Origin of the sequence: Agromyces hippuratus, from assembly GCF_013410355.1 — a bacterium.
In the GTDB taxonomy this organism is placed as follows: domain Bacteria; phylum Actinomycetota; class Actinomycetes; order Actinomycetales; family Microbacteriaceae; genus Agromyces; species Agromyces hippuratus.
The window spans coordinates 194389-214050 of sequence record NZ_JACCFI010000001.1; the positions used below are offsets into that span (position 1 = coordinate 194389).

Consider the following 19662-nt stretch of genomic DNA (forward strand, 5'->3'; position numbering starts at 1 on the left):
ATCCGTGGTGGGTTTGGTACGGGTGCTGCTTAACATGGTGCTTAGTGCAATTGAGCAGGATGTCTCGTGGGCGCGTCAACCCCCAACCTCTCGCAATCGGGGCGGGTCGGCGCCCGCGGCATCCGTGATCTGTGACCTGGAGGTGGGGGAGTGACCGGCAACGACGTCGGCGAGCAGGTTCGCCGCTACCGTGTCGCCCGGCGGCTCTCGCAGCGTGCGCTCGGAGAGCAGGCAGGGGTCACCTCGGGGTTCCTCAGCCAGCTCGAGACGGGCCGTACCAATGCGAGCATCTCGACGCTGCGCCGCCTCGCCGACGCCCTCGGCGTCGGACTCGCCGATCTCGTCGAACCCGGCCCCGTCTCGGCGGCTCGCGTCGTGCGCGCCGACCTCCGGCGAATGCTCTCCGCGAGCGACGGCATGACGAAGGCGTTCCTCACCGAGCCCCCGTTCGGCCACGTCGAGATGTACGCCGTGACCATGGAGCCCGGGGGATCGACCGGGTCCAGCCAGTACCGGCACGGCGACTCCGAGGAGGTGCTGCTGGTGCTGCGCGGGAGCGTGCGCGTCGAGCTCGCCGACGAGGTCCACCTGCTCGCCGCCGGCGACAGCATCGTGTTCGCGAGCAGCACGCCGCACCGGGTGGCCAACGACGGCGACGGCGAGACCGAGCTCGTCTGGGTGAACAGCCCGCCCACGCCCGCCGATTGAGCCGTCGAGCGCGTCGGGAGCGTCCGTCGTGGCTGCCCGAGTGCCGCGACATCCGGTACCGTAGAGTCCTGTCCGCTCCGAGGGGAAGCGGCGTGAGAGCTGAATAGAGGAGGCCGGGTTCATGGATATCGACCTCAGCGTGCTGCGGATGATGGAGCGCGAGAAAGAGATCCCATTCGACGAGCTGGTGGAGATCATCGAGCAGGCCATCCTGATGGCCTACTTGAAGCACACCCATCCCGACCAGCACGGACATGCGAACCCCGACGGCGCACGTGCGCATCTCGATCGCAAGACCGGCCACGTCTCGGTGTTCGTACCCGAGCTCGATGAAGAGGGCAACGTCGTCGGCGAGGCCGAAGACAGCCCGAGCGACTTCGGCCGCATCGCCGCGTTCGCCGCGAAGCAGGTCATCAACCAGCGGCTCCGCGACATCGCCGACGACGCCGTGCTCGGCGAGTTCCGCGGTCGCGAGGGCGACATCGTCGCCGGCGTCATCCAGCAGGGTCCGAACCCGCGCATGGTGCACATCGACCTCGGCACGGTCGAGGCGATCCTGCCTCCCGAAGAGCAGGTGCCCGGCGAGGAGTACCTGCACGGCCAGCGCATCCGCGTCTACGTGACGAGCGTCGCCAAGGGACTCAAGGGTCCGTCGATCACCGTCTCGCGAACCCACCCCGCGCTCGTGCGCAAGCTCTTCGCACTCGAGGTGCCCGAGATCGCGTCGGGTGTCGTCGAGATCGTCTCGCTCGCCCGCGAGGCCGGCCACCGCACCAAGATCGCCGTGCGCGCGACCCAGCCCGGCGTCAACGCCAAGGGCGCCGCGATCGGCGAGCTCGGCCAGCGGGTGCGCGCCGTCACGGCCGAACTCGGCGCCGAGAAGATCGACATCGTCGACTGGAGCGACGACCTCGCGACCTTCGTCGCGAGTGCGCTCAGCCCCGCCAAGGTCACGAGCGCGTTCGTCATCGACGAGGCGACTCGCGCCGTGCGCGCACTCGTGCCCGATTACCAGCTCTCGCTCGCGATCGGCAAGGAGGGCCAGAACGCCCGCCTCGCCGCGAAGCTGACGGGCGCGAAGATCGACATCCAGCCCGACTCGGTCCTCGAGTCGGACTGAGCCCAACGGCCGCCGAGCGGCCGCCGCCATGTCCACCGATCGGCCGCCGTCGGCGGCCGCACAGCGCAGAGTGTAAGATGGAACCCGTCAGAACGTGCATCGGATGCCGTTCGCGTGCCCCACGAGCCTCACTTCTGAGACTCGTCACCCAGAACTCCCACGTCATCGCAGATGATGCGGCCGTGCTTCCGGGCAGGGGGGCGTGGCTGCATCCGACACTCGAGTGCTACCGACTCGCTGAGCGGCGACGCGCCTTCGGGCGTGCACTCCGCATTCGCGGCGAGGTGGACACCAGCAACGTAGAGAACAGGCTGAACGGCGTGATCACTAATGAGTAACGACTCATGAGCGGCTCGAAATGAGACCCGTCCGTCATTGATGGTCTGCCCCTGTCCGGGGTCGGACCCGGAACAGGAGAGAAGTGGCTGCCAAACCACGCGTACACGAGATCGCATCCGAACTCGGTGTCGACAGCAAGATCGCCCTTGAGAAGCTCAAGGAGATGGGCGAGTACGTCAAGGGACCCTCGTCGTCCATCGAACCCCCCGTCGCACGCCGCCTGAAGGCGGCGCTCGAGGCCGCAGGCGCGGCCGCGTCCGCGGCTCCTGCGGCTCCGGCACCGGCGGCGCCCGCAGCGTCCGCCGCGAAGCCCGGCGCCAAGCCCGGCCCGAAGCCGGCTCCGAAGGCTCCGGCCGCCCCCGAGGCTCCGGCCCCGGTCGAGGTCGCAGAGGCCGCCCCCGTCGCCGAGGCACCGCTCACGGTCGCCGAGCGGCAGGCGCAGGCCGAGGAGCGCGCAGCGCAGGCTGCGGCCGAGAAGTCGACGGATGCCAAGCCGGCCGCGTCGGCCGAAGGCGACGGCGATGTCGCCAAGCCCGGCGGCGCCCCGAAGCCCGGTGCCGCTGCTGCACCGCGCCCCGGAGCCCCCCGCCCCGCAGGCGGCGGCACGCCCCGCCCCGGCAACAACCCCTTCTCGAGCTCGCAGGGCATGGGCTCGCGCCCCGCTCAGCCGCGCCCGGGCAACAACCCGTTCTCGAGCGCGCAGGGCATGGGCCAGCGCCCGAGCCCCGGCAACATCCCGCGCCCGCAGGCGCCGCGTCCCGGTTCGCCGCGTCCCGGCGCTCCGCGTCCGGCCGGTGCAGGCGGTCGCCCCGGCGGCGGCTTCCAGCGCCCCGGCGGCGGCGGTGCCGGTGCAGGCGCTCGTCCCGGCGGTGCAGGCGGCGGCTTCCAGCGCCCCGGCGGTGCACCCGGCGGCGGCTTCGGCGGCCCGCGTCCCGCGGGTGGCGGCGGCCGTGGCCGCGGCCCCGGCGGCGGCACGGCCGGTGCCTTCGGTCGTGGCGGCGGCAAGAGCAAGTCGCGCAAGTCGAAGCGGACGAAGCGGGCCGAATTCGAGATGCGGGAAGCCCCGTCGCTCGGCGGCGTGAGCGTTCCTCGCGGCGATGGCAACACCGTCATCCGTCTGCGTCGAGGCTCCTCGATCTCCGACTTCGCCGACAAGATCGACGCGAACCCCGGTTCGCTCGTGACGGTGCTGTTCCACCTCGGTGAGATGGCCACGGCGACCGAGTCGCTCGACGAGGCCACCTTCCAGGTGCTCGGCGAAGAGCTCGGCTACAAGATCCAGGTCGTCTCGCCCGAAGACGAAGACCGCGAGCTCCTCGAGGGCTTCGACATCGATCTCGACCAGGAGCTCGAGGACGAGACCGACGAAGACCTCCAGCAGCGTCCTCCGGTCGTCACCGTCATGGGTCACGTCGACCACGGTAAGACCCGACTCCTCGACGCGATCCGCAACGCGAACGTCGTCGCGGGCGAGGCCGGCGGCATCACCCAGCACATCGGCGCCTACCAGGTGCACACCGAGCACGAGGGCGTCGACCGCGCGATCACCTTCATCGACACCCCGGGTCACGAGGCGTTCACCGCCATGCGTGCACGTGGTGCGCAGGTGACCGACATCGCGATCCTCGTGGTCGCGGCCGACGACGGCATCATGCCGCAGACGGTCGAGGCGCTCAACCACGCCCAGTCGGCGAACGTGCCGATCGTGGTCGCGGTGAACAAGATCGACAAGCCCGACGCCAACCCGGCCAAGGTGCGCCAGCAGCTCACCGAGTTCGGCCTCGTCGCCGAGGAGTACGGCGGAGACGTCATGTTCGTCGACGTCTCGGCTCGCGAGAACATCGGCATCCAGGACCTGCTCGACGCAGTGCTCCTCACGGCCGACGCCGGTCTCGACCTGCGCGCGAACCCCAACAAGGACGCTCGCGGTGTCGCCATCGAGGCGAAGCTCGACAAGGGTCGCGGTGCGGTTGCGACCGTGCTCATCCAGTCGGGAACGCTGCGGGTCGGCGACGCGATCGTCGCGGGCACGGCCTACGGCCGCGTTCGTGCGATGGTCGACGAGAACGGCGACCCCGTGGCCGAGGCCACCCCGTCGCGCCCCGTGCAGGTGCAGGGCCTCTCGAGCGTTCCTCGCGCCGGCGACACCTTCCTCGTCACCGAGGAGGACCGCACCGCGCGTCAGATCGCCGAGAAGCGAGAGGCCGCGGAGCGCAACGCCCAGCTGGCCAAGGCGCGCAAGCGCATCTCGCTCGAGGACTTCACCCGTGCGCTCGAAGAGGGCAAGGTCGAGTCGCTCAACCTCATCATCAAGGGTGACGTGTCGGGTGCCGTCGAGGCGCTCGAGGAGTCGCTCATGAAGATCGAGGTCGACGACAGCGTGCAGCTGCGCATCCTCCACCGCGGCGTCGGTGCGATCACCGAGAGCGACGTGAACCTCGCGACGATCGACAACGCGATCATCGTGGGCTTCAACGTGCGCCCCGACACGAAGGCGCGCGAGCGCGCCGCTCGCGAGGGCGTCGACATCCGCTTCTACTCGGTGATCTACAACGCCATCGACGAGATCGAGGACTCGCTCAAGGGCATGCTCAAGCCCGAGTACGAAGAGGTCCAGTCGGGCGTCGCCGAGATCCGCGAGGTGTTCCGCTCCTCGAAGTTCGGCAACATCGCCGGTGTCATCGTGCGGTCGGGAACGATCACGCGAAACGCCAAGGCTCGTGTCATCCGCGATGGCGTCGTCGTCGGCGACAACCTCGCGATCGAGTCGCTGCGCCGCTTCAAGGACGACGTCACCGAGGTCCGCACGGACTTCGAGGCGGGCATCGGCCTCGGCAAGTTCAACGACATCCAGGTCGGCGACGAGATCGAGACCATCGAGATGCGGGAGAAGCCCCGCGCGTAAATCGTGGGAAGGGGTTCCTGATTCTTCACTCCGGTGAAGAGCAGGGACCCCTACCCCGATTCACCGGAGTGAAGAATCAGGGACCCCAAGGGCGCAACGCCCTGGGGAGAAGAAGGGCTGAACGACATGGCGGATCCGGCACGGGCCAGGAAGATGGCCGATCGCATCAAGGAGATCGTGGCCAAGCGGCTCGACAAGGGGCTGCGCGATCCGCGGCTCGGGTTCGTCACCATCACCGACGTCCGCGTCACGGGTGACCTGCAGCACGCGAGCATCTTCTACACGGTGTACGGCACCGATGAAGAGCGCGAGGACTCGGCGAAGGCTCTCGCGGCTGCAACCGGCATGCTCCGCAGCGAGGTCGGCCGCAACATCACGGCGCGGCTCACCCCGTCGCTCGAGTTCATCGCCGACGCGATCCCCGAGAACGCCGAGCACATCAGCGCACTGCTCCGCGAGGCGCAGACGCGCGACGCCCAGACGGCCGAGCTCGCGGCATCCGCGGAGTACGCCGGTGAGGCCGACCCCTACGTCAAGCCCCGCGAGTTCGACGAGGACGACGAGACGCTCGACGGCGACGAGAACGTCGACGAGGCGGATGCCTCGCGCTGATCAGCCCTCGGGCAGTCGATAGCCCTCGACGTCGCGTACGGCGAGTCCGTCCGCGACGAGCGTCGTGAGTGCACGATCGAGCTGAGCGGAATCGGCCCAGACGGGCTCGAGTTCGGCGCGCCCGACCGGGCGGTGCGCCGCTCGCAGCTCACGCATGACGAGCCCACGCACCTGGCGGTCGGAGCCGGCGAAACGGGCCTGCACGGCCTTCCTGGGGCCCGCGTAGGCGGGATAGCCGGCGGCGCGCCATGCGCAGGAGCCGGCGATCGGGCACGAGTCGCACTCGGGCGCCCGCGCCGTGCACACCGTCGCGCCGAGTTCCATCGCGCCGGCGTTGAACCGGCGCGCGGTGTCGTCGTCGCGGGGGAGCAGCTCCGCCATCGCGGCGAGGTCCCGCTTCGTCGACGGCGGCCCGGGCTCGGCCTGCCCTGAGACGGACCGCGCGATGACCCGTCGCGTGTTGGTGTCGACGACCGGCACCCGCAGCCCGAAGGCGAACGCGGCGATCGCGCGCGCCGTGTACGGGCCGATGCCCTGCAGTGCGAGGAGCGCATCGAGGTCGGCGGGCACCTCGCCGCCGTGCCGCTCGACGATCTCGACCGCCGCGCGGTGGAGCCAGAGCGCCCGGCGCGGATAGCCCAGTCGATCCCACGCACGCACCGCCTCCGACGGCGGCTCCGCGGCGAGGGCGGCCGGTGTCGGCCAGCGCTCGATCCACGCCTCCCACCGGGGCACGACTCGCGAGACCTGCGTCTGCTGCAGCATGAACTCGCTGACGAGCACCGCCCACGGCGAGACGTCGGCGGCGCGCCACGGCAACGGTCGCGCGGCGTCCGCGAACCAGGCGACCACGGCGGGGGCGATCGCATCGGGGCCTGGCGTTCGGGGCATCCGTCCAGCCTACGGTCAGGCGGAGGCCGCGGAGCTAGGCTCATCGCATGAGGCTCGTCACCACGCCCCGGGTCACCTTCCTGCGTTCCATCGCCGACGAGGTGCTGCAGCATCACGGCCGTGGGCGCACGATCGTCGCGATCGACGGGCCGCTGCGGAGCGGCAAGACGGCGCTCGCCGACGATCTCGCGGCGGTGCTCGCGGAGCGCGACCATGCGGTGTTCCGCGCGAGCATGGAGGGCTTCCACCGTTCGCGCGAGGCGCAGGCGGCGTTCGGCGCCGACACTCCCGAGCGCTACTACCGCTACGGCTTCGACGAGTCGGCGCTGCGCCGCGTGCTGGTCGAGCCGTTCCGCCTCGGCGGCTCGACGGCATTCGTGACGCGCGTCTGGGATCCGACCCGCGACGCGTGGGTGGAGCCGAAGTGGATCACGGGCCCCGAGGATGCGATGCTCCTGCTCGATGGGCGGTTCGTACTGCGCCCGCGGCTCGCGGACCTCTGGGACGTGCGGATCGCCCTCGACGGCGACCCGGTCGACCCCGCCGACAGGATCGCCTACGCGGAGAGCGACCCGCGCCTCGCGGCATCCGTCGTGATCGACGACACCGACCCCGAGCACCCTCGACGCGTCGTCGACCAGCGCTGACGAAGCGGCCGCTCGCCCGCGCGACGGCCCGTTTGTCCCCCATTCGGGAGGAACTTTGTACCCCGAAGGGCGGAAAGGGTGACGCGTCCCCGTTTCGGGGGACATAATGGGGGACACAGCCAAGCCCCCGGCGACGCGAACCCGAATCACCACCCGAACCACCCGACGTCAGTCGACGAGCGCATCGCGCCCGTCGGCACCGCTGTGCGCCCTGAGCGCCGCCGTCACCTCGGATTCGACGACCCTGCCGGGCCGACCGATGGAGAAACCCGAATGAGCAAGCCCGGCGCCGCTCTGGCGCACGCCGACGGCGATGCCCGCACTCGCGTGCGATGGTCGTCACGACGCCCGTTCCGCCGCTTCGCGGCGATCCTCACCTCACTCGCGCTCGGCGCGGGACTCGCCGTCGTGGGTGTCGCCGCACCCGCGAGCGCGCACCACAACACCATCAGCGCGACCGCCACGTGCGACGTCGCGACCGGAACCTTCGACATCACCTGGACCGTCGAGAACTCCGAGAAGCGTGTCGAGACGATCACCAAGTCCTCGAATGAAGCGCTCGTTCCTGTCGGAACGGCGTTCGGCAAGCGCGAGGTGAAGACGTTCACGCAGAACGACGTCGCCGACGGCACCTACAAGCTCGACCTCTCGGCGAAGTGGGACAACGGAGCCACGCAGTCGAACTCCGGCCGAATCACCGTCGACTCGGAGAACTGCGGGCAGCCGGTCAAGAAGATCGAGTTCTGTCATGCGACCGGCAGCTCGAAGAACCCGTACGTGCGCATCGAGACCTCGGTCCGGGCCTTCTTCAAGGCCGGTCACATCGATCACCAGGACAACGGCGACATCTACCCGGCGTTCAGCTACCTCGACAACAAGGGCAAGCTGATCAACGTTCCCGCGCAGGGCGACCCGAGCCTGCTCGCGTACAAGGACTGCGTGAAGCCGTCGACGCCGATCGCGGTACCGGCCGAGCCGACCAAGGCCGACGAGTGCGGCGTCGACAACGACCACATCGTGAAGCCCGCCGACATCACGGGCGTCAAGTGGACGATCGGCGAGGTCGTCGACGGCAAGGCGACCGCCACCGCGACCACGCTGCCCGGCTACGTCTTCGCGAACGGTAAGACCGAGCAGAGCTGGAAGTTCACGTTCACCGACGTTCCGTGCACCGTCGAGGTCCCCGTGCCCGCCGAGCCGGCCAAGGTCGACGAGTGCGGTGTGAAGAACGACCACATCGTGCAGCCCGAGAAGACCACCGGCGTCGCATGGACGATCGGCGACGTCGTCGACGGCAAGGCGACCGCCACCGCGACCACGCTGCCCGGCTACGTCTTCGCGAACGGCAAGCACGTGCGGAGCTGGGTCCTCGATTTCACTGACGAGCCGTGCATCATCGAGCTCGAGGTTCCCACGGCGTCGTTCTCCGACCCCTGTGGCGTCGACAACTACGACCTCGACTACGACGACAAGCTCGTCGGAGTCGAGTGGACGAAGTCGATCGTCGACGGCAAGCTGACCCTGACGGCGAAGCCGGCGAAGGGATACGCCTTCAAGGGCGGCCAGAAGGTCGTGGAGTTCGGCCCGTGGACGCTCGACCAGAAGCCCTGCGACATCGTCGTCGAGGTTCCGACCGAGGCGTCGTTCTCCGACGACTGCGGTGTCGACAACTACGAGCTCGAGTACAATGACAAGCTCGTCGGCGTCGTGTGGACGAAGTCGATCGTCGACGGCAAGCTCACGCTGACGGCGACCCCGGCGGAGGGATACACCTTCAAGGGCGACGAGCAGGTCAAGGTCTTCGGCCCGTGGACGCTCAACCAGAAGCCGTGCGACGTCGTCGTGAAGGTGCCCACCGCGGCCACGTTCGTCGACACGTGCGGCGTCGACAACTACGACCTCGACTACGAAGAGAACCTCCTCGGCGTGGAGTGGGCGAAGTCGATCGCCGACGGCAAGCTGACGCTGACGGCGACGCCGGCGAAGGGCTACGTCTTCGAGGGCGACGTGACGTCGAAGGTGTTCGGGCCCTGGGTCCTCAACGACAAGCCGTGCGTCGAGCCGACGCTCACAGGCTCGTTCGCGACGGGCACCTGCGTGGCGGACTCCCCGTGGATCACCTACGACGTCGAGCTGACCGACCCCGACAAGCAGTCGACGAGCAACACGGCATCGCTCGTGCTGACCGACGGCACCAACACGCAGACGATCGTGCTCGGCGACCTGAAGGACGGCAGCCTCACCGGCAAGGTGCTGTGGCCCGGTGCCTCGGTCGACGAAGACGGCAAGGCCAATGGTTGGCCCGGCTGGGCGCTCGTCGGCGACAAGTGGATCGAGGTCGACGACAACTTCGCCTGGACCCGCGGTGACATCACGGCGAAGCTCGCCGTGAACCCCGAGGTTCCGGTGACGATCTCGTACCCGAAGGCCACGCCCGAGTGCGCGACCGGCCCGAAGGTCACGCCTCCGGGCGGCGGCGAGGGCAGCACGCCGTCCGAGCCGAACGGCGCGGGCCTGGCCAGCACCGGCTTCGCCGGCACGTCGATCGCGATCGTCGCGGGCATCATCGTGCTCGCCGGAGTCGCGTTCCTCGTCGTGGCTCGCATCCGCCGCAAGCGCGCGTAACGCTCGCCTGCGCACACTGAGGGGGCCCGGTTCGCCGGGCCCCCTCATCGTGCCGACGGGGTGCGGGTGCCCCAGTTCGGGGGTGAAACGCCACCGCTGGAGCCGAAACGGTGGGTCGGTCCTCATTTCGGACGACATACTTGACGACATTGCACCGCCCCCGGCAGCAGTGATACCCGAATCCCGAACCATCCGAGACGATCGACGCGCTTCTGCGCGGCGATCGTGCCCGCGCTCCACCTGAACCCGACCGGCACGGACCCGTGTGCTGGTCGCCCCAGACGGCGTGCGGTCGGTCGCGCTTCCACGCGCCGTCGACACTCCTGGTATCGCAGGCCAACGCCGGCCGACCCCAGGAGATCCACTCGATGAGGAACACCCGCATACTCCGCGTCGCGGCGACGATGGTCAGCGCACTCGCCCTGACCCTCGCCGTCGGCGCGATTCCCGCACAGGCTGCCAAACCGGCGTTCATCTGCGAGCCGCTCGATTCCGGCAAGATCGACACGACGGGCGACCCCGAGACGGTCACCGTCACCGCGCCCGTCGACAAGCTGATCGACGGCTACTGCGTCAAGGCCGGCACGACGAAGTACTTCGTCCCGGTCGATCCGCCGCAGAAGACGGTCGTGATCGATCACCCCGACAAGGACTCGGTCAGTCACTACTCGGTGAGCTATGTCGAACCGACGACGCCCGAGCCCGAGAAGGTCACCGTCCCGGGAACCCCGGCGTGGGTCGACAAGTGCGGCGTCGCGGACGACGGGTTCGACCTGCCGACGGACACCGATGACATCGACTGGTCGTCGAGTGGCATGGTCGCCGGTGTCGAGACGCTGACCGCGACGGTGAAGGGCGACAAGACCTTCACCGACGGCACGAAGACGAAGACCTTCGAGCACACCTTCACCGACGAGTCGTGCACGCCCCCCGAGCCGGGCAAGTGCGAGGTGACCTCCTCGGTCGTCACCACGAACCTCGCGACCTGGGATCTCAGCCAGACCAGGAAGACCGGCCACAACGCGCTCGTCGACGGCGGCCTGCGCATCTGGACGGAAGGCGCGACCGGCGAGGACAAGGCCGCAGGCTACTTCGGCACCGACTTCCCGCTGATCGACGTGGGCGCGACCTCGATCGCGGACGCGCTCGACTACACCGCGACCACCGGCATCGAGCCCGGCCTGCAGCTCGTCATCGACGCCGACGGCGACGGATCGGTCGACGGCATCCTCGTCGGCGAGGCCGTCTACGGGCAGAACTGGTGGCTGAGCGGGAGTGCGGAGCAGTTCGTCAAGGACTCGGCACCCGACACGGGCGGCGGCAACGGCTCCAACTGGTTCGGCACCGTCGCCCAGTGGGCCGCTGCATTCCCCGACGCCACGGTCGACGCGATCGGCTACTCGCTCGGTTCCGGCGTCCACGGTGACGGCGTGATCACGCGCATCACCCTCGGCTGCGTCGACTACACCTTCGACACCACGCCGACGGGACCGGTGCAGCCGACCCTCGATGGCTCGATCGCGACCGGCACCTGTGTGGCGGACTCTCCGTGGATCAGCTACACCGTCAAGCTGACCGACCCCGACAACACGGTGAAGACCCGCACGGTCTCGCTCGTGCTGACCGATGGCACCAACACCAAGACGATCGTGCTCGGCGATCTGAAGGACGACGGCACCCTGCAGGACAAGGTGCTGTGGCCCGGTGCCTCGGTCGATGCCGACGGCAAGGCCGACGGATGGCCCGGCTGGGCGTACGCCGACGGCAAGTGGGTCGAGACCGACGGCAACTTCGCCTGGACCCGCGGTGCCATCACGGCCGAGCTCGTCGTGAACCCCTCGGTTCCGGTGACCATCTCGTACCCGAAGGCCACTCCCGAGTGCGCCACCGGGCCGACGACCACCCCGCCGACCACTCCTCCGGGCGGCGGTGAGGGCGGCTCGCCCGCCGCGTCCGACGGCACGGGTCTCGCCAGCACCGGTTTCGCCGGCACGTCGATCGCGATCGTCGCGGGCATCATCGTGATCGCCGGCCTCGCGTTCCTCGTGGTGGCTCGCATCCGCCGCCAGCGCGCGTAGCGTTCGCTGCAGACGAAGGGGGCCCGGTTCGCCGGGCCCCCTTTCGTCGTGCCCCGGGCTGGGGAGCCGCGGCATCCGCTCACCGGTCGGGTCCCGCTCCGACGAGTGCGCTGGGCGTCGCTCAGACGGGAACGTCGGCGAGCACGCGCTCGGCCGGCAGCGAGGCGCCTCGCTGTTCGACCTCCTGCACGAGCGCGGTGAGCGCCCGGTTCACGGGTGCGTCGAGGCCGACGGCGGATGCCTCGCGCACGACCGCGCCGTTCAGGAAGTCGACCTCGGTCGGTTGGCCGCGCCGCAGGCTCTGCTGCGTCGATCCGAGGTTCGGCACGCTGCCCATTCGCACGCGCATGGACCACGGCAGCACCTGCCCGATCGCGAGGGGCAGTCGTGCGAAGAACCGGAGACGTCGGTCGCCGAGGCCCTGCAGGGAGCCGAAGCGCACACCCTGCGCGACGGCGATGCGCACGGTCTCCCGCATCGAGGCGGTCACGATGCGTCGCAGACGTCGGTCGTCGACGACGTCCTGCACGCTCCGCCCGACGATCGCGGGCACCGCGTTCAGCATGTTGACGACCAGCTTCGTCCACTGCGCGCCGCGGAACCCGGGGATCGCGACGACCGGCACCGCCTCGGAGAGCACCGCGGCGATGCGCGTGCATTCGGCGTCGGCCGGGCCGTCGCCGCGGCCCAGATAGCTCGTCGCCGGAGTCGTGACCCGCACGACGCCGGGTTCGGTGTAGTTGGCGGCGATGATCGAGAGCAGTCCCATGCACGAGGCGCGGGGGAGGAGGCGCGCGGCGGTCGCCACGCCGTCGAGGCCGTTCTGCACGACCACGACGGGCACGTCGCCGATGAGTCCGGCATTCGACGCGATCGCGGATGCCGCGTCCTGCGCCTTCGTGCAGACGAGCACGAGCTCGGGGGGCATCGTGAGCCGTTCACCGGCCGCGACGCGTGCCCGCACCTCGCCGTACGCCCCGCTCAGGGCGATGCCCGACTCGCGGATCGCATCGAGGCCCGCGCCGCGCGCCGTGACCTCCACGTCGTGCCCGGCATTCGAGAGCAGTGCCGCGAACGTGCCGCCGAGCGCTCCAGCGCCGATGATGCCGATCCTCACCGCTCCAGCGTAGGTGCGCGGCGCCGCTGCACCGTGCACGACTGTTAGCCTGTACCGCGTGAACAGCGGCATCCTCCTCGTCGACAAGCCGCAGGGAATCACGAGCCACGACGTGGTCTCGCGCATGCGCCGCCTCGCCGGCACGCGCAAGATCGGCCACGCCGGCACCCTCGACCCGATGGCCACCGGCCTCCTCGTCCTGGGCGTGAACGGCGCGACGCGCCTCCTGCACTACCTCGTCGGTCTCGACAAGGAGTACTTCGCCACCATCCGCCTCGGCTGGAACACGACGACCGACGACGCCGAGGGCGAGGCGCTCGACGCCGCTCCCGCTGCCGTCGTCGCCGCGGTCACCGAAGCGGCCGTCGCGGCCGCGATCACGCCGCTCACGGGCGAGATCGAGCAGGTGCCGAGCGCGGTCAGCGCCATCAAGGTCGACGGCAAGCGCGCCTACCAGCGCGTGCGCGACGGCGAGACCGTCGAGTTGGCGTCGCGCCGGGTGACGGTCTCGGCGTTCGAGACGCTCGCCTTCCGCCCCGGCGACGGACATCTCGACGTCGACGTCCGCGTCGAGTGCTCGTCGGGCACCTACATCCGCGCCCTCGCCAGAGACCTCGGCGCCGCGCTCGGCACGGGCGGGCACCTCACGATGCTCCGACGCTCGCGCATCGGCCGGTTCAGCGTCGACGAAGCCGGCGAGCTCGAGGGCTTCGATGTCGCGAGCGCCATCATGAGCCCGGCGGATGCCGCGCGGCGGGCGCTGCCCGTCGTGACGCTCACGGCCGAGCAGGCCGTCGACCTCGGCCACGGCAAGCGCGTCGACATCGCGGCGGTGGGCGGGCTCGAGGCATCCGATGCCGAGACGCAGCCGCCCTCGGTACTCGCGGCGATCGACCCGGCCGACCACCTCGTCGCCATCGTGGAGCCCCGCGGTCGTCAGCTCAAGGTCGTCACCGGGTTCCCGCCCGCCGAATCGCAGGAGGCCGGTGCATGATCGAGTGGTTCACGTGGGTGCAGCTCGCCGTCGCCGTCGTGGCGGGACTGCTGTGCATCGGCATGGGGCTCGCCGGCCGGGTGCCGAGCGACCTCACGATCGGCGCGCTCGCGCTCGTCGAGGTGCTGCTCCTCGTGCAGGTCGTGGTCGCGTTCGTGCAGCCGGCGCTCGGCAACGAGCCGAGCGGCAGCGTGCTCGAGTTCGGCACGTACCTCGTCGGCGCGCTCATCCTGCCGCCCGCCGCGGCCTTCTGGGCGCTCCTCGAACGGAACCGCTGGTCGACGGTGATCCTCGGCGTCGCTGCCCTCGCCGTCGGCGTGATGGTCTACCGCATGTTCCAGATCTGGACCGTGCAGCAGGCGTGAACGCTGGTCTGAGAGAATCGATCGAGATGAGTGACGTGCGCAGTGCCCAGCCGGAGGCACGACAGGGTCGACGGATGAGCGGCATCGGGCGAGTGCTCGTCGCCGTCTACGGGGTGCTCGCACTCGCGGCGACCGGGCGTTCCTTCGTGCAGATCGCCTCCAAGTTCGACGAGGCGCCGCTCGCCTACACGCTCTCGGCGCTCGCGGCGGTCGTCTACATCGTCGCGACGATCGCGCTCGTGCGCCCCGGCATCGCCTGGTACCGCGTCGCGTGGGCGACGATCGTGTTCGAGTTCACGGGGGTCATCGTGATCGGCACGCTCAGCATCGTCTACCCCGAACTCTTCCCGCACGACACGGTTTGGTCTCGGTTCGGCGCCGGGTACCTGTTCATCCCGCTCGTGCTGCCCGTACTCGGCATGTGGTGGCTCGCCCGCCACCGCCCGACCTCGAGAGCGGATGCCTCGTGAAGACCTTCAAGGGGCTCGGCGCCGTGCCGGCGGGAATCGGTCCGTCGGTCGTGACGATCGGCAAGTTCGACGGCGTGCACCAGGGGCACCGTGCGGTCATCGCCCGCGCCCGCGGCATCGCCGAGGAGCGCGAGCTCGCGACGATCGTCGTCACGTTCGACCGCAACCCGCTCGCACTGCTGGCGCCCGACAAGTGCCCCGACGCCCTCGTGAGCGTGCGCCAGAAGCTCGAGCTGCTCGCCACCACCGGTGTCGACGCGACGCTGCTGCTGCCCTTCGACCGAGCGCTCGCCTCGGTGCCGGCAACCGAGTTCGTCGAGCGCGTGCTCGTCGATGCGCTCGATGCCAAGGCCGTGCTCGTGGGCTCCGACTTCCGCTACGGCGCTCGCGGCGCCGGCGACGTGCCGCTGCTCATCGAGCTCGGCGCGAAGTTCGGCTTCACGGTCGAGGTCGTCGACGATGTGCGCCCGGCCGGAGAGCGGCGCGTCTCGTCGACCTGGATCCGCGAGCTGCTCGCCGAGGGCGATGTGCGCCATGCCACCGAACTGCTCGGCCACACGCCGACCGTGACGGGCATCGTCGTGCACGGCGCAGCTCGCGGCCGCGAGCTCGGCTACCCGACGGCGAACCTGTCGCCCGAGTCCGAGGGGCTCATCCCGGCCGACGGCGTGTACGCGGGCTGGCTCACCGACGCCGGCACCCGGTATCCGGCGGCGATCTCGGTCGGCGACAACCCGACGTTCCAGGGCGTCGCGAAGAAGCAGGTCGAGGCCTACGTGCTCGACCGCGAGCTCGACCTGTACGACCATGTCGTCGACGTCGAGTTCGTCGAGCGCATCCGCGGCATGGTGGCGTTCACGAGCATCGAGGCGCTGGTCGACACGATCCGCGACGACGTCGAGCGCTCGCGCGTGATCCTCGCCGGCTGAGCGCGAGTCACCCCGGCTCTAGACTCGAGGGAATGATCTCGCTCCCGCCCCGACCGCTCTGGGCGGGTCGAACCCTCGCCCTCATCGGCATCGTGCTGGTGGCGTTCAACCTCCGCACGGCGGTGGCGTCGCTCTCGCCGATCCTCGGCCAGCTCGAGGCCGAGATGCCGCTCGCACCGGCCGTCGTCGGCTTCCTCGGCATGCTGCCGCCGCTCTGCTACGCGCTGTTCGGCATCCTGACGCCGATGGTCGCGAAGCGACTCGGCCTCGAACTGACGCTCGTCATCGCCCTCGTGGCGCTGTCGGTCGGGCTCGCCGGTCGCGGGCTCGCCGGCTCGGCGCTCTGGCTCGTGGCCGCCTCGGCGGTGACGTTCGCCGCGATCGGCGTGGGCAACGTGCTGCTGCCGCCGCTCGTGAAGCGGTACTTCCCCGACCGCATCGGCCTCGTCACGACGATCTATGTGACGGCGATGTCGGTCAGCACCTTCACGCCGCCGCTCGTCGCCGTGCCGGTGGCGGACGCGGCGGGCTGGCGGGTCTCCCTCGGCGAGTGGGCCTTCGTCGCGGCGATCTCGCTCGTGCCGTGGATCGCGATGCTCCTCCATCCGAAGCGCCAGGCCCCCGAGGCGCTGCCCGAAGAGGCCGATCCCGGCCTGCTCCGGTACGCGCTGCGCTCTCCGCTCGCGTGGTCGCTCACGATCGTGTTCGCGGTCTCGGGCTTCAACGCCTATGCGGCGTTCGCCTGGCTGCCGACGATCCTGCACGACATCGCGGGCGTCTCACCGGCAGAGGCAGGTGCGCTGCTCTCGCTGTACGCGGCGATGGGCCTGCCGGCTGGGCTGCTCGTGCCGCTGCTCGCCGCACGCTACGGCAAGGTCGGACTGCTCGTCGCCGTCGCTGTGGCGACGTTCGTGGTCGGCTACCTCGGGCTGCTGCTCGTGCCGGGCTGGGCGACGTGGCTGTGGGTCGCGCTCGCCGGCATCGGGCCGCTGCTCTTCCCGCTCGCCCTCGTGCTCATCAACCTGCGCACGCGCACGCACGCCGGTTCGGTCGCGCTCTCGGGCTTCGTGCAGTCGGGTGGATACCTGATCGTCGCCGTCGGACCGCTCGTGGTCGGGCTCCTGCACGAGGCGACGGGCGGATGGACCTGGCCGATCCTGTTCCTGCTCGCCTCGGCGGTGCCGGCCGCGATCGCGGGCGTGGTCGTCGCCCGCCCGCAGTACCTCGAAGACGAACGGACCGCCTGAACCCGGAGGTTCCTCGGCTGCACCGTTGCCGACGGCGCGGTGCGGTCGTAGTATCCGGGTGCCATGGACACCTTCCTGCAACTCGCCGAGGTCGTCGCGGCGCCGAAGGCACCGAACCTCTGGGGGGCGCTCGGGTGCGCACTCGCCTACAGCGGGGCGCTCTTCGCGACGATCGACTCGTTCGCCGACCTGCTGCTCGCCGACGGCGACGGACCCGGAGGCCGGTTCTCACCGGCGTTGAAGCTCAAGACCGGGTCGAAGCTCGCCGCCGCCGGCATCACGGTCGTCTCTGCGGGCATCGTGCTCGGGCTCGATGCGAACTGGTTCGCACTCGGTGCGCTCTCGATCGCGTTCATCGTGCTCGTGGGCATCAGCGCGGTCGTGCTCGTGCGGCATCGCGGGAGGACTGCCGCACCCACGGGGGCCGCGGCGGCCGTGCGGGTGCAGGATCAACCCCCGTTGCTCGGAGGCTGAACGCCTCATCGCAGCGCCGGCCGCGGCTCGGCGCTCGCTCGAGCGCGCGCGGCATCCGCCGCTCTGCTCATATGAGCACGATCGCCTGCGAGTGTTGCTGATGCGCACCCACGTGCCTACGCTGGAGGGGGAACGAGGAGGCGCATGGACGAGATCGACGAACTGCTCTCGATCAGGGCGGCTGAGCTCTACTACGAGGAGAACAAGACCCAAGACGAGATCGGGCAGGCGCTTCGCCTCACCCGGTGGAAGGTCGGGCGGCTCCTCGCCCAGGCGAAGCAGCGCGGGTTCATCCGCATCGAGATCCTGCACCCGCGGGCGCGGCGCCTGCCGATCGAGCGTCGGCTGCGCGACGAGCGCGGCCTCGCCGATGCCATCGTCGTCTCGACCGCCGGCGTGACCTCGCCCGAAGAGCTGCAGGCGCGCACGGCCCAGGCCGCAGCCGACTACCTCACCGCCCTGCGACCGGTGCCGCGCACGCTCGGCGTGAGCTGGGGCCGCACACTCTTCGAGATCTCCCAGCACCTGCGGCAGGGCTGGGCGACCGGCGTCAACGTCGTGCAGATCAACGGCGGCGTGAGCCTCAACCGCCGGCCCGGCACCGCTGCGGCCACCGCGGTCGGCATCGCGCAGAAGGGCGGCGGCAGCGCCACCCTGCTGCCGAGCCCCGCGATCCTCGAGCGCCTCGAGACGAAAGAGGCGATCGAGTCCGACCGCGTCGTCGCAGGCGTCATCGAGCTCGCCCGCTCCGCCGACGCCTACCTCTTCAGCGCCGGTGCCGCCGACCACTCCTCGGTGCACGTCGAGAGCGGGTACCTCTCGGTGCCCGATGTCGACCTGCTCGTGCAGAAGGGCGCCGTCGGCGACGTCGTCGGCCGCTACATCGACTCCGACGGCAACATCGTCGACCCGGCGCTCGACGCGCGCACCGTGGGGCTCACGCTCGACGAACTGCGTCGTGCGCAGCTCGCGATCGCCGTCATCTCGGGCCCCGGCAAGCACGCCGTCGCCGACGCGGTCGTGCGCAGCCGGCTCTGCTCGGTGCTCGTCACCGACGAGGCCACCGCCCTCCATCTCCTCGACGGCTGACGCCGCCTCATCGCACCACTCACGAAAGCCAGGTCTCCTCTCATGTCAGGCACCTCCCTCGTCTCCGCCCGCGAGCGGGCCATCGCCGTGCTCGGCGGTGAGCCCGACGATGCGACCCTGCGGCGCTACCTGCACGGCATCGCCGGCGTCGACGCCGTCGGCCTCGAGCAGCGCGCTGCCGGGCTCGGCACCCGTTCGATCAAGACGAGCTCCAAGAAGTGGGCGCTCGACCGCATCATCGAGCTCATCGACCTCACGACCCTCGAAGGCGCCGACACCCCCGGCAAGGTGCGCTCGCTCGTCGCGAAGGCGGTCAACCCCGATCCGTCCGACGCCTCGACGCCGCGCGTCGCCGCCGTCTGCGTCTACGGCGACATGGTGCCGTACGCGGTCGAGGCCCTCGGCGGTGCGCACGGCGACCCCGACGACGGCCTGATCTCGGTCGCCGCGGTGGCGACGGCGTTCCCGAGCGGGCGCGCCTCGCTCGACATCAAGCTCGCCGACACCGCAGAGGCGGTCGCAGCGGGTGCCGACGAGATCGACATGGTCATCGACCGCGGCGCCTTCCTCGCGGGCCGCTACGGCCTCGTCTTCGACCAGATCGCCGCCGTGAAGGCGGCCTGCGCCCGGCCCGACGGCACGAGCGCGAGCCTCAAGGTGATCCTCGAGACCGGCGAACTCGTCACCTACGACAACGTGCGCCGCGCATCGTGGCTCTCGATCCTCGCGGGCGGCGACTTCATCAAGACCTCGACCGGCAAGGTGGCCCCCGCGGCCACCCTGCCCGTCACCCTCCTCATGCTCGAGGTCGTGCGCGACTGGCACCTCGCGACCGGCCAGCGCATCGGTGTGAAGCCGGCCGGCGGCATCCGCTCGTCGAAAGACGCCATCAAGTACCTCGTGACGGTCGCCGAGACCGTCGGCGAAGACTGGCTGCAACCGCACCTCTTCCGCTTCGGCGCCTCGAGCCTGCTGAACGACGTGCTGCTGCAGCGGCAGAAGATCGCGACCGGGCACTACTCCGGCGCCGACTACGTGACGATCGACTGAGA

The 19662-nt window shown here is 70.2% G+C and carries 18 protein-coding genes; 16 read left to right on the top strand and 2 right to left on the bottom strand.

The window, feature by feature from the left end:
- Positions 1-150: 150 nt before the first annotated feature.
- From BJY17_RS18850 to rbfA, 5 genes are all read left to right on the top strand, one after another.
- A complete protein-coding gene (locus BJY17_RS18850) occupies positions 151-708 on the top strand; it encodes a helix-turn-helix domain-containing protein (protein WP_179549704.1) in 558 nt (185 codons plus the stop codon).
- A 121-nt stretch (positions 709-829) separates the two neighbouring features.
- Positions 830-1828, top strand: coding sequence for a transcription termination factor NusA (gene nusA, locus BJY17_RS00870; protein WP_179549705.1), 999 nt, complete (start codon positions 830-832; stop codon positions 1826-1828).
- A 77-nt stretch (positions 1829-1905) separates the two neighbouring features.
- A complete protein-coding gene (locus tag BJY17_RS00875) occupies positions 1906-2166 on the top strand; it encodes a YlxR family protein (RefSeq protein ID WP_179549706.1) in 261 nt (86 codons plus the stop codon).
- A gap of 83 nt (positions 2167-2249) precedes the next feature.
- A complete protein-coding gene (gene infB / locus BJY17_RS00880; protein ID WP_179549707.1) occupies positions 2250-5072 on the top strand; it encodes a translation initiation factor IF-2 in 2823 nt (940 codons plus the stop codon).
- Between the two features lie 126 nt (positions 5073-5198).
- Entirely contained in the window at positions 5199-5684 is a 486-nt protein-coding gene (rbfA, locus tag BJY17_RS00885) for a 30S ribosome-binding factor RbfA (protein WP_179549708.1), read from the top strand.
- On the opposite strand, the gene BJY17_RS00890 is transcribed toward rbfA, so the two are convergent.
- Positions 5685-6575 (bottom strand): A/G-specific adenine glycosylase, encoded by an 891-nt coding sequence (locus tag BJY17_RS00890; RefSeq protein ID WP_179549709.1) that lies wholly within the window; start codon positions 6573-6575, stop codon positions 5685-5687.
- Positions 6576-6622: 47 nt separating this feature from the next.
- Between BJY17_RS00890 and BJY17_RS00895 the strand changes: the two genes are divergently transcribed.
- From BJY17_RS00895 to BJY17_RS18270, 3 genes are all read left to right on the top strand, one after another.
- On the top strand, positions 6623-7222 hold the full coding sequence (locus BJY17_RS00895) for a nucleoside/nucleotide kinase family protein (RefSeq protein WP_179549710.1): 600 nt from the start codon (positions 6623-6625) through the stop codon (positions 7220-7222).
- A 273-nt stretch (positions 7223-7495) separates the two neighbouring features.
- The gene (locus BJY17_RS18265) at positions 7496-9847 is read left to right on the top strand and encodes an InlB B-repeat-containing protein (protein WP_218889829.1); all 2352 of its coding nucleotides are present in this window, start codon (positions 7496-7498) and stop codon (positions 9845-9847) included.
- A gap of 368 nt (positions 9848-10215) precedes the next feature.
- Positions 10216-11925 (top strand): hypothetical protein, encoded by a 1710-nt coding sequence (locus BJY17_RS18270; protein WP_218889830.1) that lies wholly within the window; start codon positions 10216-10218, stop codon positions 11923-11925.
- Between the two features lie 121 nt (positions 11926-12046).
- Here BJY17_RS18270 and BJY17_RS00910 read toward each other — a convergent pair whose 3' ends face one another.
- On the bottom strand, positions 12047-13042 hold the full coding sequence (locus BJY17_RS00910) for a ketopantoate reductase family protein (RefSeq protein ID WP_179549711.1): 996 nt from the start codon (positions 13040-13042) through the stop codon (positions 12047-12049).
- A gap of 58 nt (positions 13043-13100) precedes the next feature.
- Between BJY17_RS00910 and truB the strand changes: the two genes are divergently transcribed.
- The 8 genes from truB to deoC all read left to right on the top strand — a co-directional run bounded on the left by truB (position 13101) and on the right by deoC (position 19660).
- Positions 13101-14036: a tRNA pseudouridine(55) synthase TruB gene (gene truB, locus BJY17_RS00915; protein ID WP_179549712.1), complete on the top strand. Its 936-nt coding sequence runs from the start codon at positions 13101-13103 to the stop codon at positions 14034-14036.
- The gene (locus BJY17_RS00920; RefSeq protein ID WP_056658255.1) at positions 14033-14401 is read left to right on the top strand and encodes a hypothetical protein; all 369 of its coding nucleotides are present in this window, start codon (positions 14033-14035) and stop codon (positions 14399-14401) included. The genes truB and BJY17_RS00920 overlap by 4 nt, the downstream gene beginning before the upstream one ends.
- 74 nt (positions 14402-14475) lie before the next feature.
- Positions 14476-14871 carry a hypothetical protein gene (locus BJY17_RS00925; protein WP_246303628.1) on the top strand — a complete coding sequence of 132 codons (396 nt, stop codon included), beginning with the start codon at positions 14476-14478 and terminating at the stop codon, positions 14869-14871.
- Positions 14868-15800 carry a bifunctional riboflavin kinase/FAD synthetase gene (locus BJY17_RS00930; protein ID WP_179549714.1) on the top strand — a complete coding sequence of 311 codons (933 nt, stop codon included), beginning with the start codon at positions 14868-14870 and terminating at the stop codon, positions 15798-15800. The genes BJY17_RS00925 and BJY17_RS00930 overlap by 4 nt, the downstream gene beginning before the upstream one ends.
- 32 nt (positions 15801-15832) lie before the next feature.
- A complete protein-coding gene (locus tag BJY17_RS00935) occupies positions 15833-17047 on the top strand; it encodes an MFS transporter (protein ID WP_179549715.1) in 1215 nt (404 codons plus the stop codon).
- A gap of 63 nt (positions 17048-17110) precedes the next feature.
- On the top strand, positions 17111-17521 hold the full coding sequence (locus BJY17_RS00940; protein WP_179549716.1) for a hypothetical protein: 411 nt from the start codon (positions 17111-17113) through the stop codon (positions 17519-17521).
- A 144-nt stretch (positions 17522-17665) separates the two neighbouring features.
- Complete coding sequence (locus BJY17_RS00945; protein ID WP_179549717.1) at positions 17666-18610, top strand: sugar-binding transcriptional regulator; 945 nt, start codon at positions 17666-17668, stop codon at positions 18608-18610.
- A gap of 42 nt (positions 18611-18652) precedes the next feature.
- On the top strand, positions 18653-19660 hold the full coding sequence (gene deoC, locus BJY17_RS00950) for a deoxyribose-phosphate aldolase (RefSeq protein ID WP_179549718.1): 1008 nt from the start codon (positions 18653-18655) through the stop codon (positions 19658-19660).
- Positions 19661-19662 lie beyond the last annotated feature (2 nt).

Bases quoted from the DNA above. Each gene is read 5' to 3' on its own strand.
- nusA (WP_179549705.1), top strand. From the start codon at position 830: ATGGATATCGACCTCAGCGTGCTGCGGATGATGGAGCGCGAGAAAGAG.
- BJY17_RS00875 (WP_179549706.1), top strand. From the start codon at position 1,906: ATGGAACCCGTCAGAACGTGCATCGGATGCCGTTCGCGTGCCCCACGA.
- rbfA (WP_179549708.1), top strand. From the start codon at position 5,199: ATGGCGGATCCGGCACGGGCCAGGAAGATGGCCGATCGCATCAAGGAG.
- BJY17_RS00890 (WP_179549709.1), bottom strand. From the start codon at position 6,575: ATGCCCCGAACGCCAGGCCCCGATGCGATCGCCCCCGCCGTGGTCGCC.
- BJY17_RS00895 (WP_179549710.1), top strand. From the start codon at position 6,623: ATGAGGCTCGTCACCACGCCCCGGGTCACCTTCCTGCGTTCCATCGCC.
- BJY17_RS18265 (WP_218889829.1), top strand. From the start codon at position 7,496: ATGAGCAAGCCCGGCGCCGCTCTGGCGCACGCCGACGGCGATGCCCGC.
- BJY17_RS18270 (WP_218889830.1), top strand. From the start codon at position 10,216: ATGAGGAACACCCGCATACTCCGCGTCGCGGCGACGATGGTCAGCGCA.
- BJY17_RS00920 (WP_056658255.1), top strand. From the start codon at position 14,033: ATGATCGAGTGGTTCACGTGGGTGCAGCTCGCCGTCGCCGTCGTGGCG.
- BJY17_RS00925 (WP_246303628.1), top strand. From the start codon at position 14,476: ATGAGCGGCATCGGGCGAGTGCTCGTCGCCGTCTACGGGGTGCTCGCA.
- BJY17_RS00935 (WP_179549715.1), top strand. From the start codon at position 15,833: ATGATCTCGCTCCCGCCCCGACCGCTCTGGGCGGGTCGAACCCTCGCC.
- BJY17_RS00940 (WP_179549716.1), top strand. From the start codon at position 17,111: ATGGACACCTTCCTGCAACTCGCCGAGGTCGTCGCGGCGCCGAAGGCA.
- BJY17_RS00945 (WP_179549717.1), top strand. From the start codon at position 17,666: ATGGACGAGATCGACGAACTGCTCTCGATCAGGGCGGCTGAGCTCTAC.
- deoC (WP_179549718.1), top strand. From the start codon at position 18,653: ATGTCAGGCACCTCCCTCGTCTCCGCCCGCGAGCGGGCCATCGCCGTG.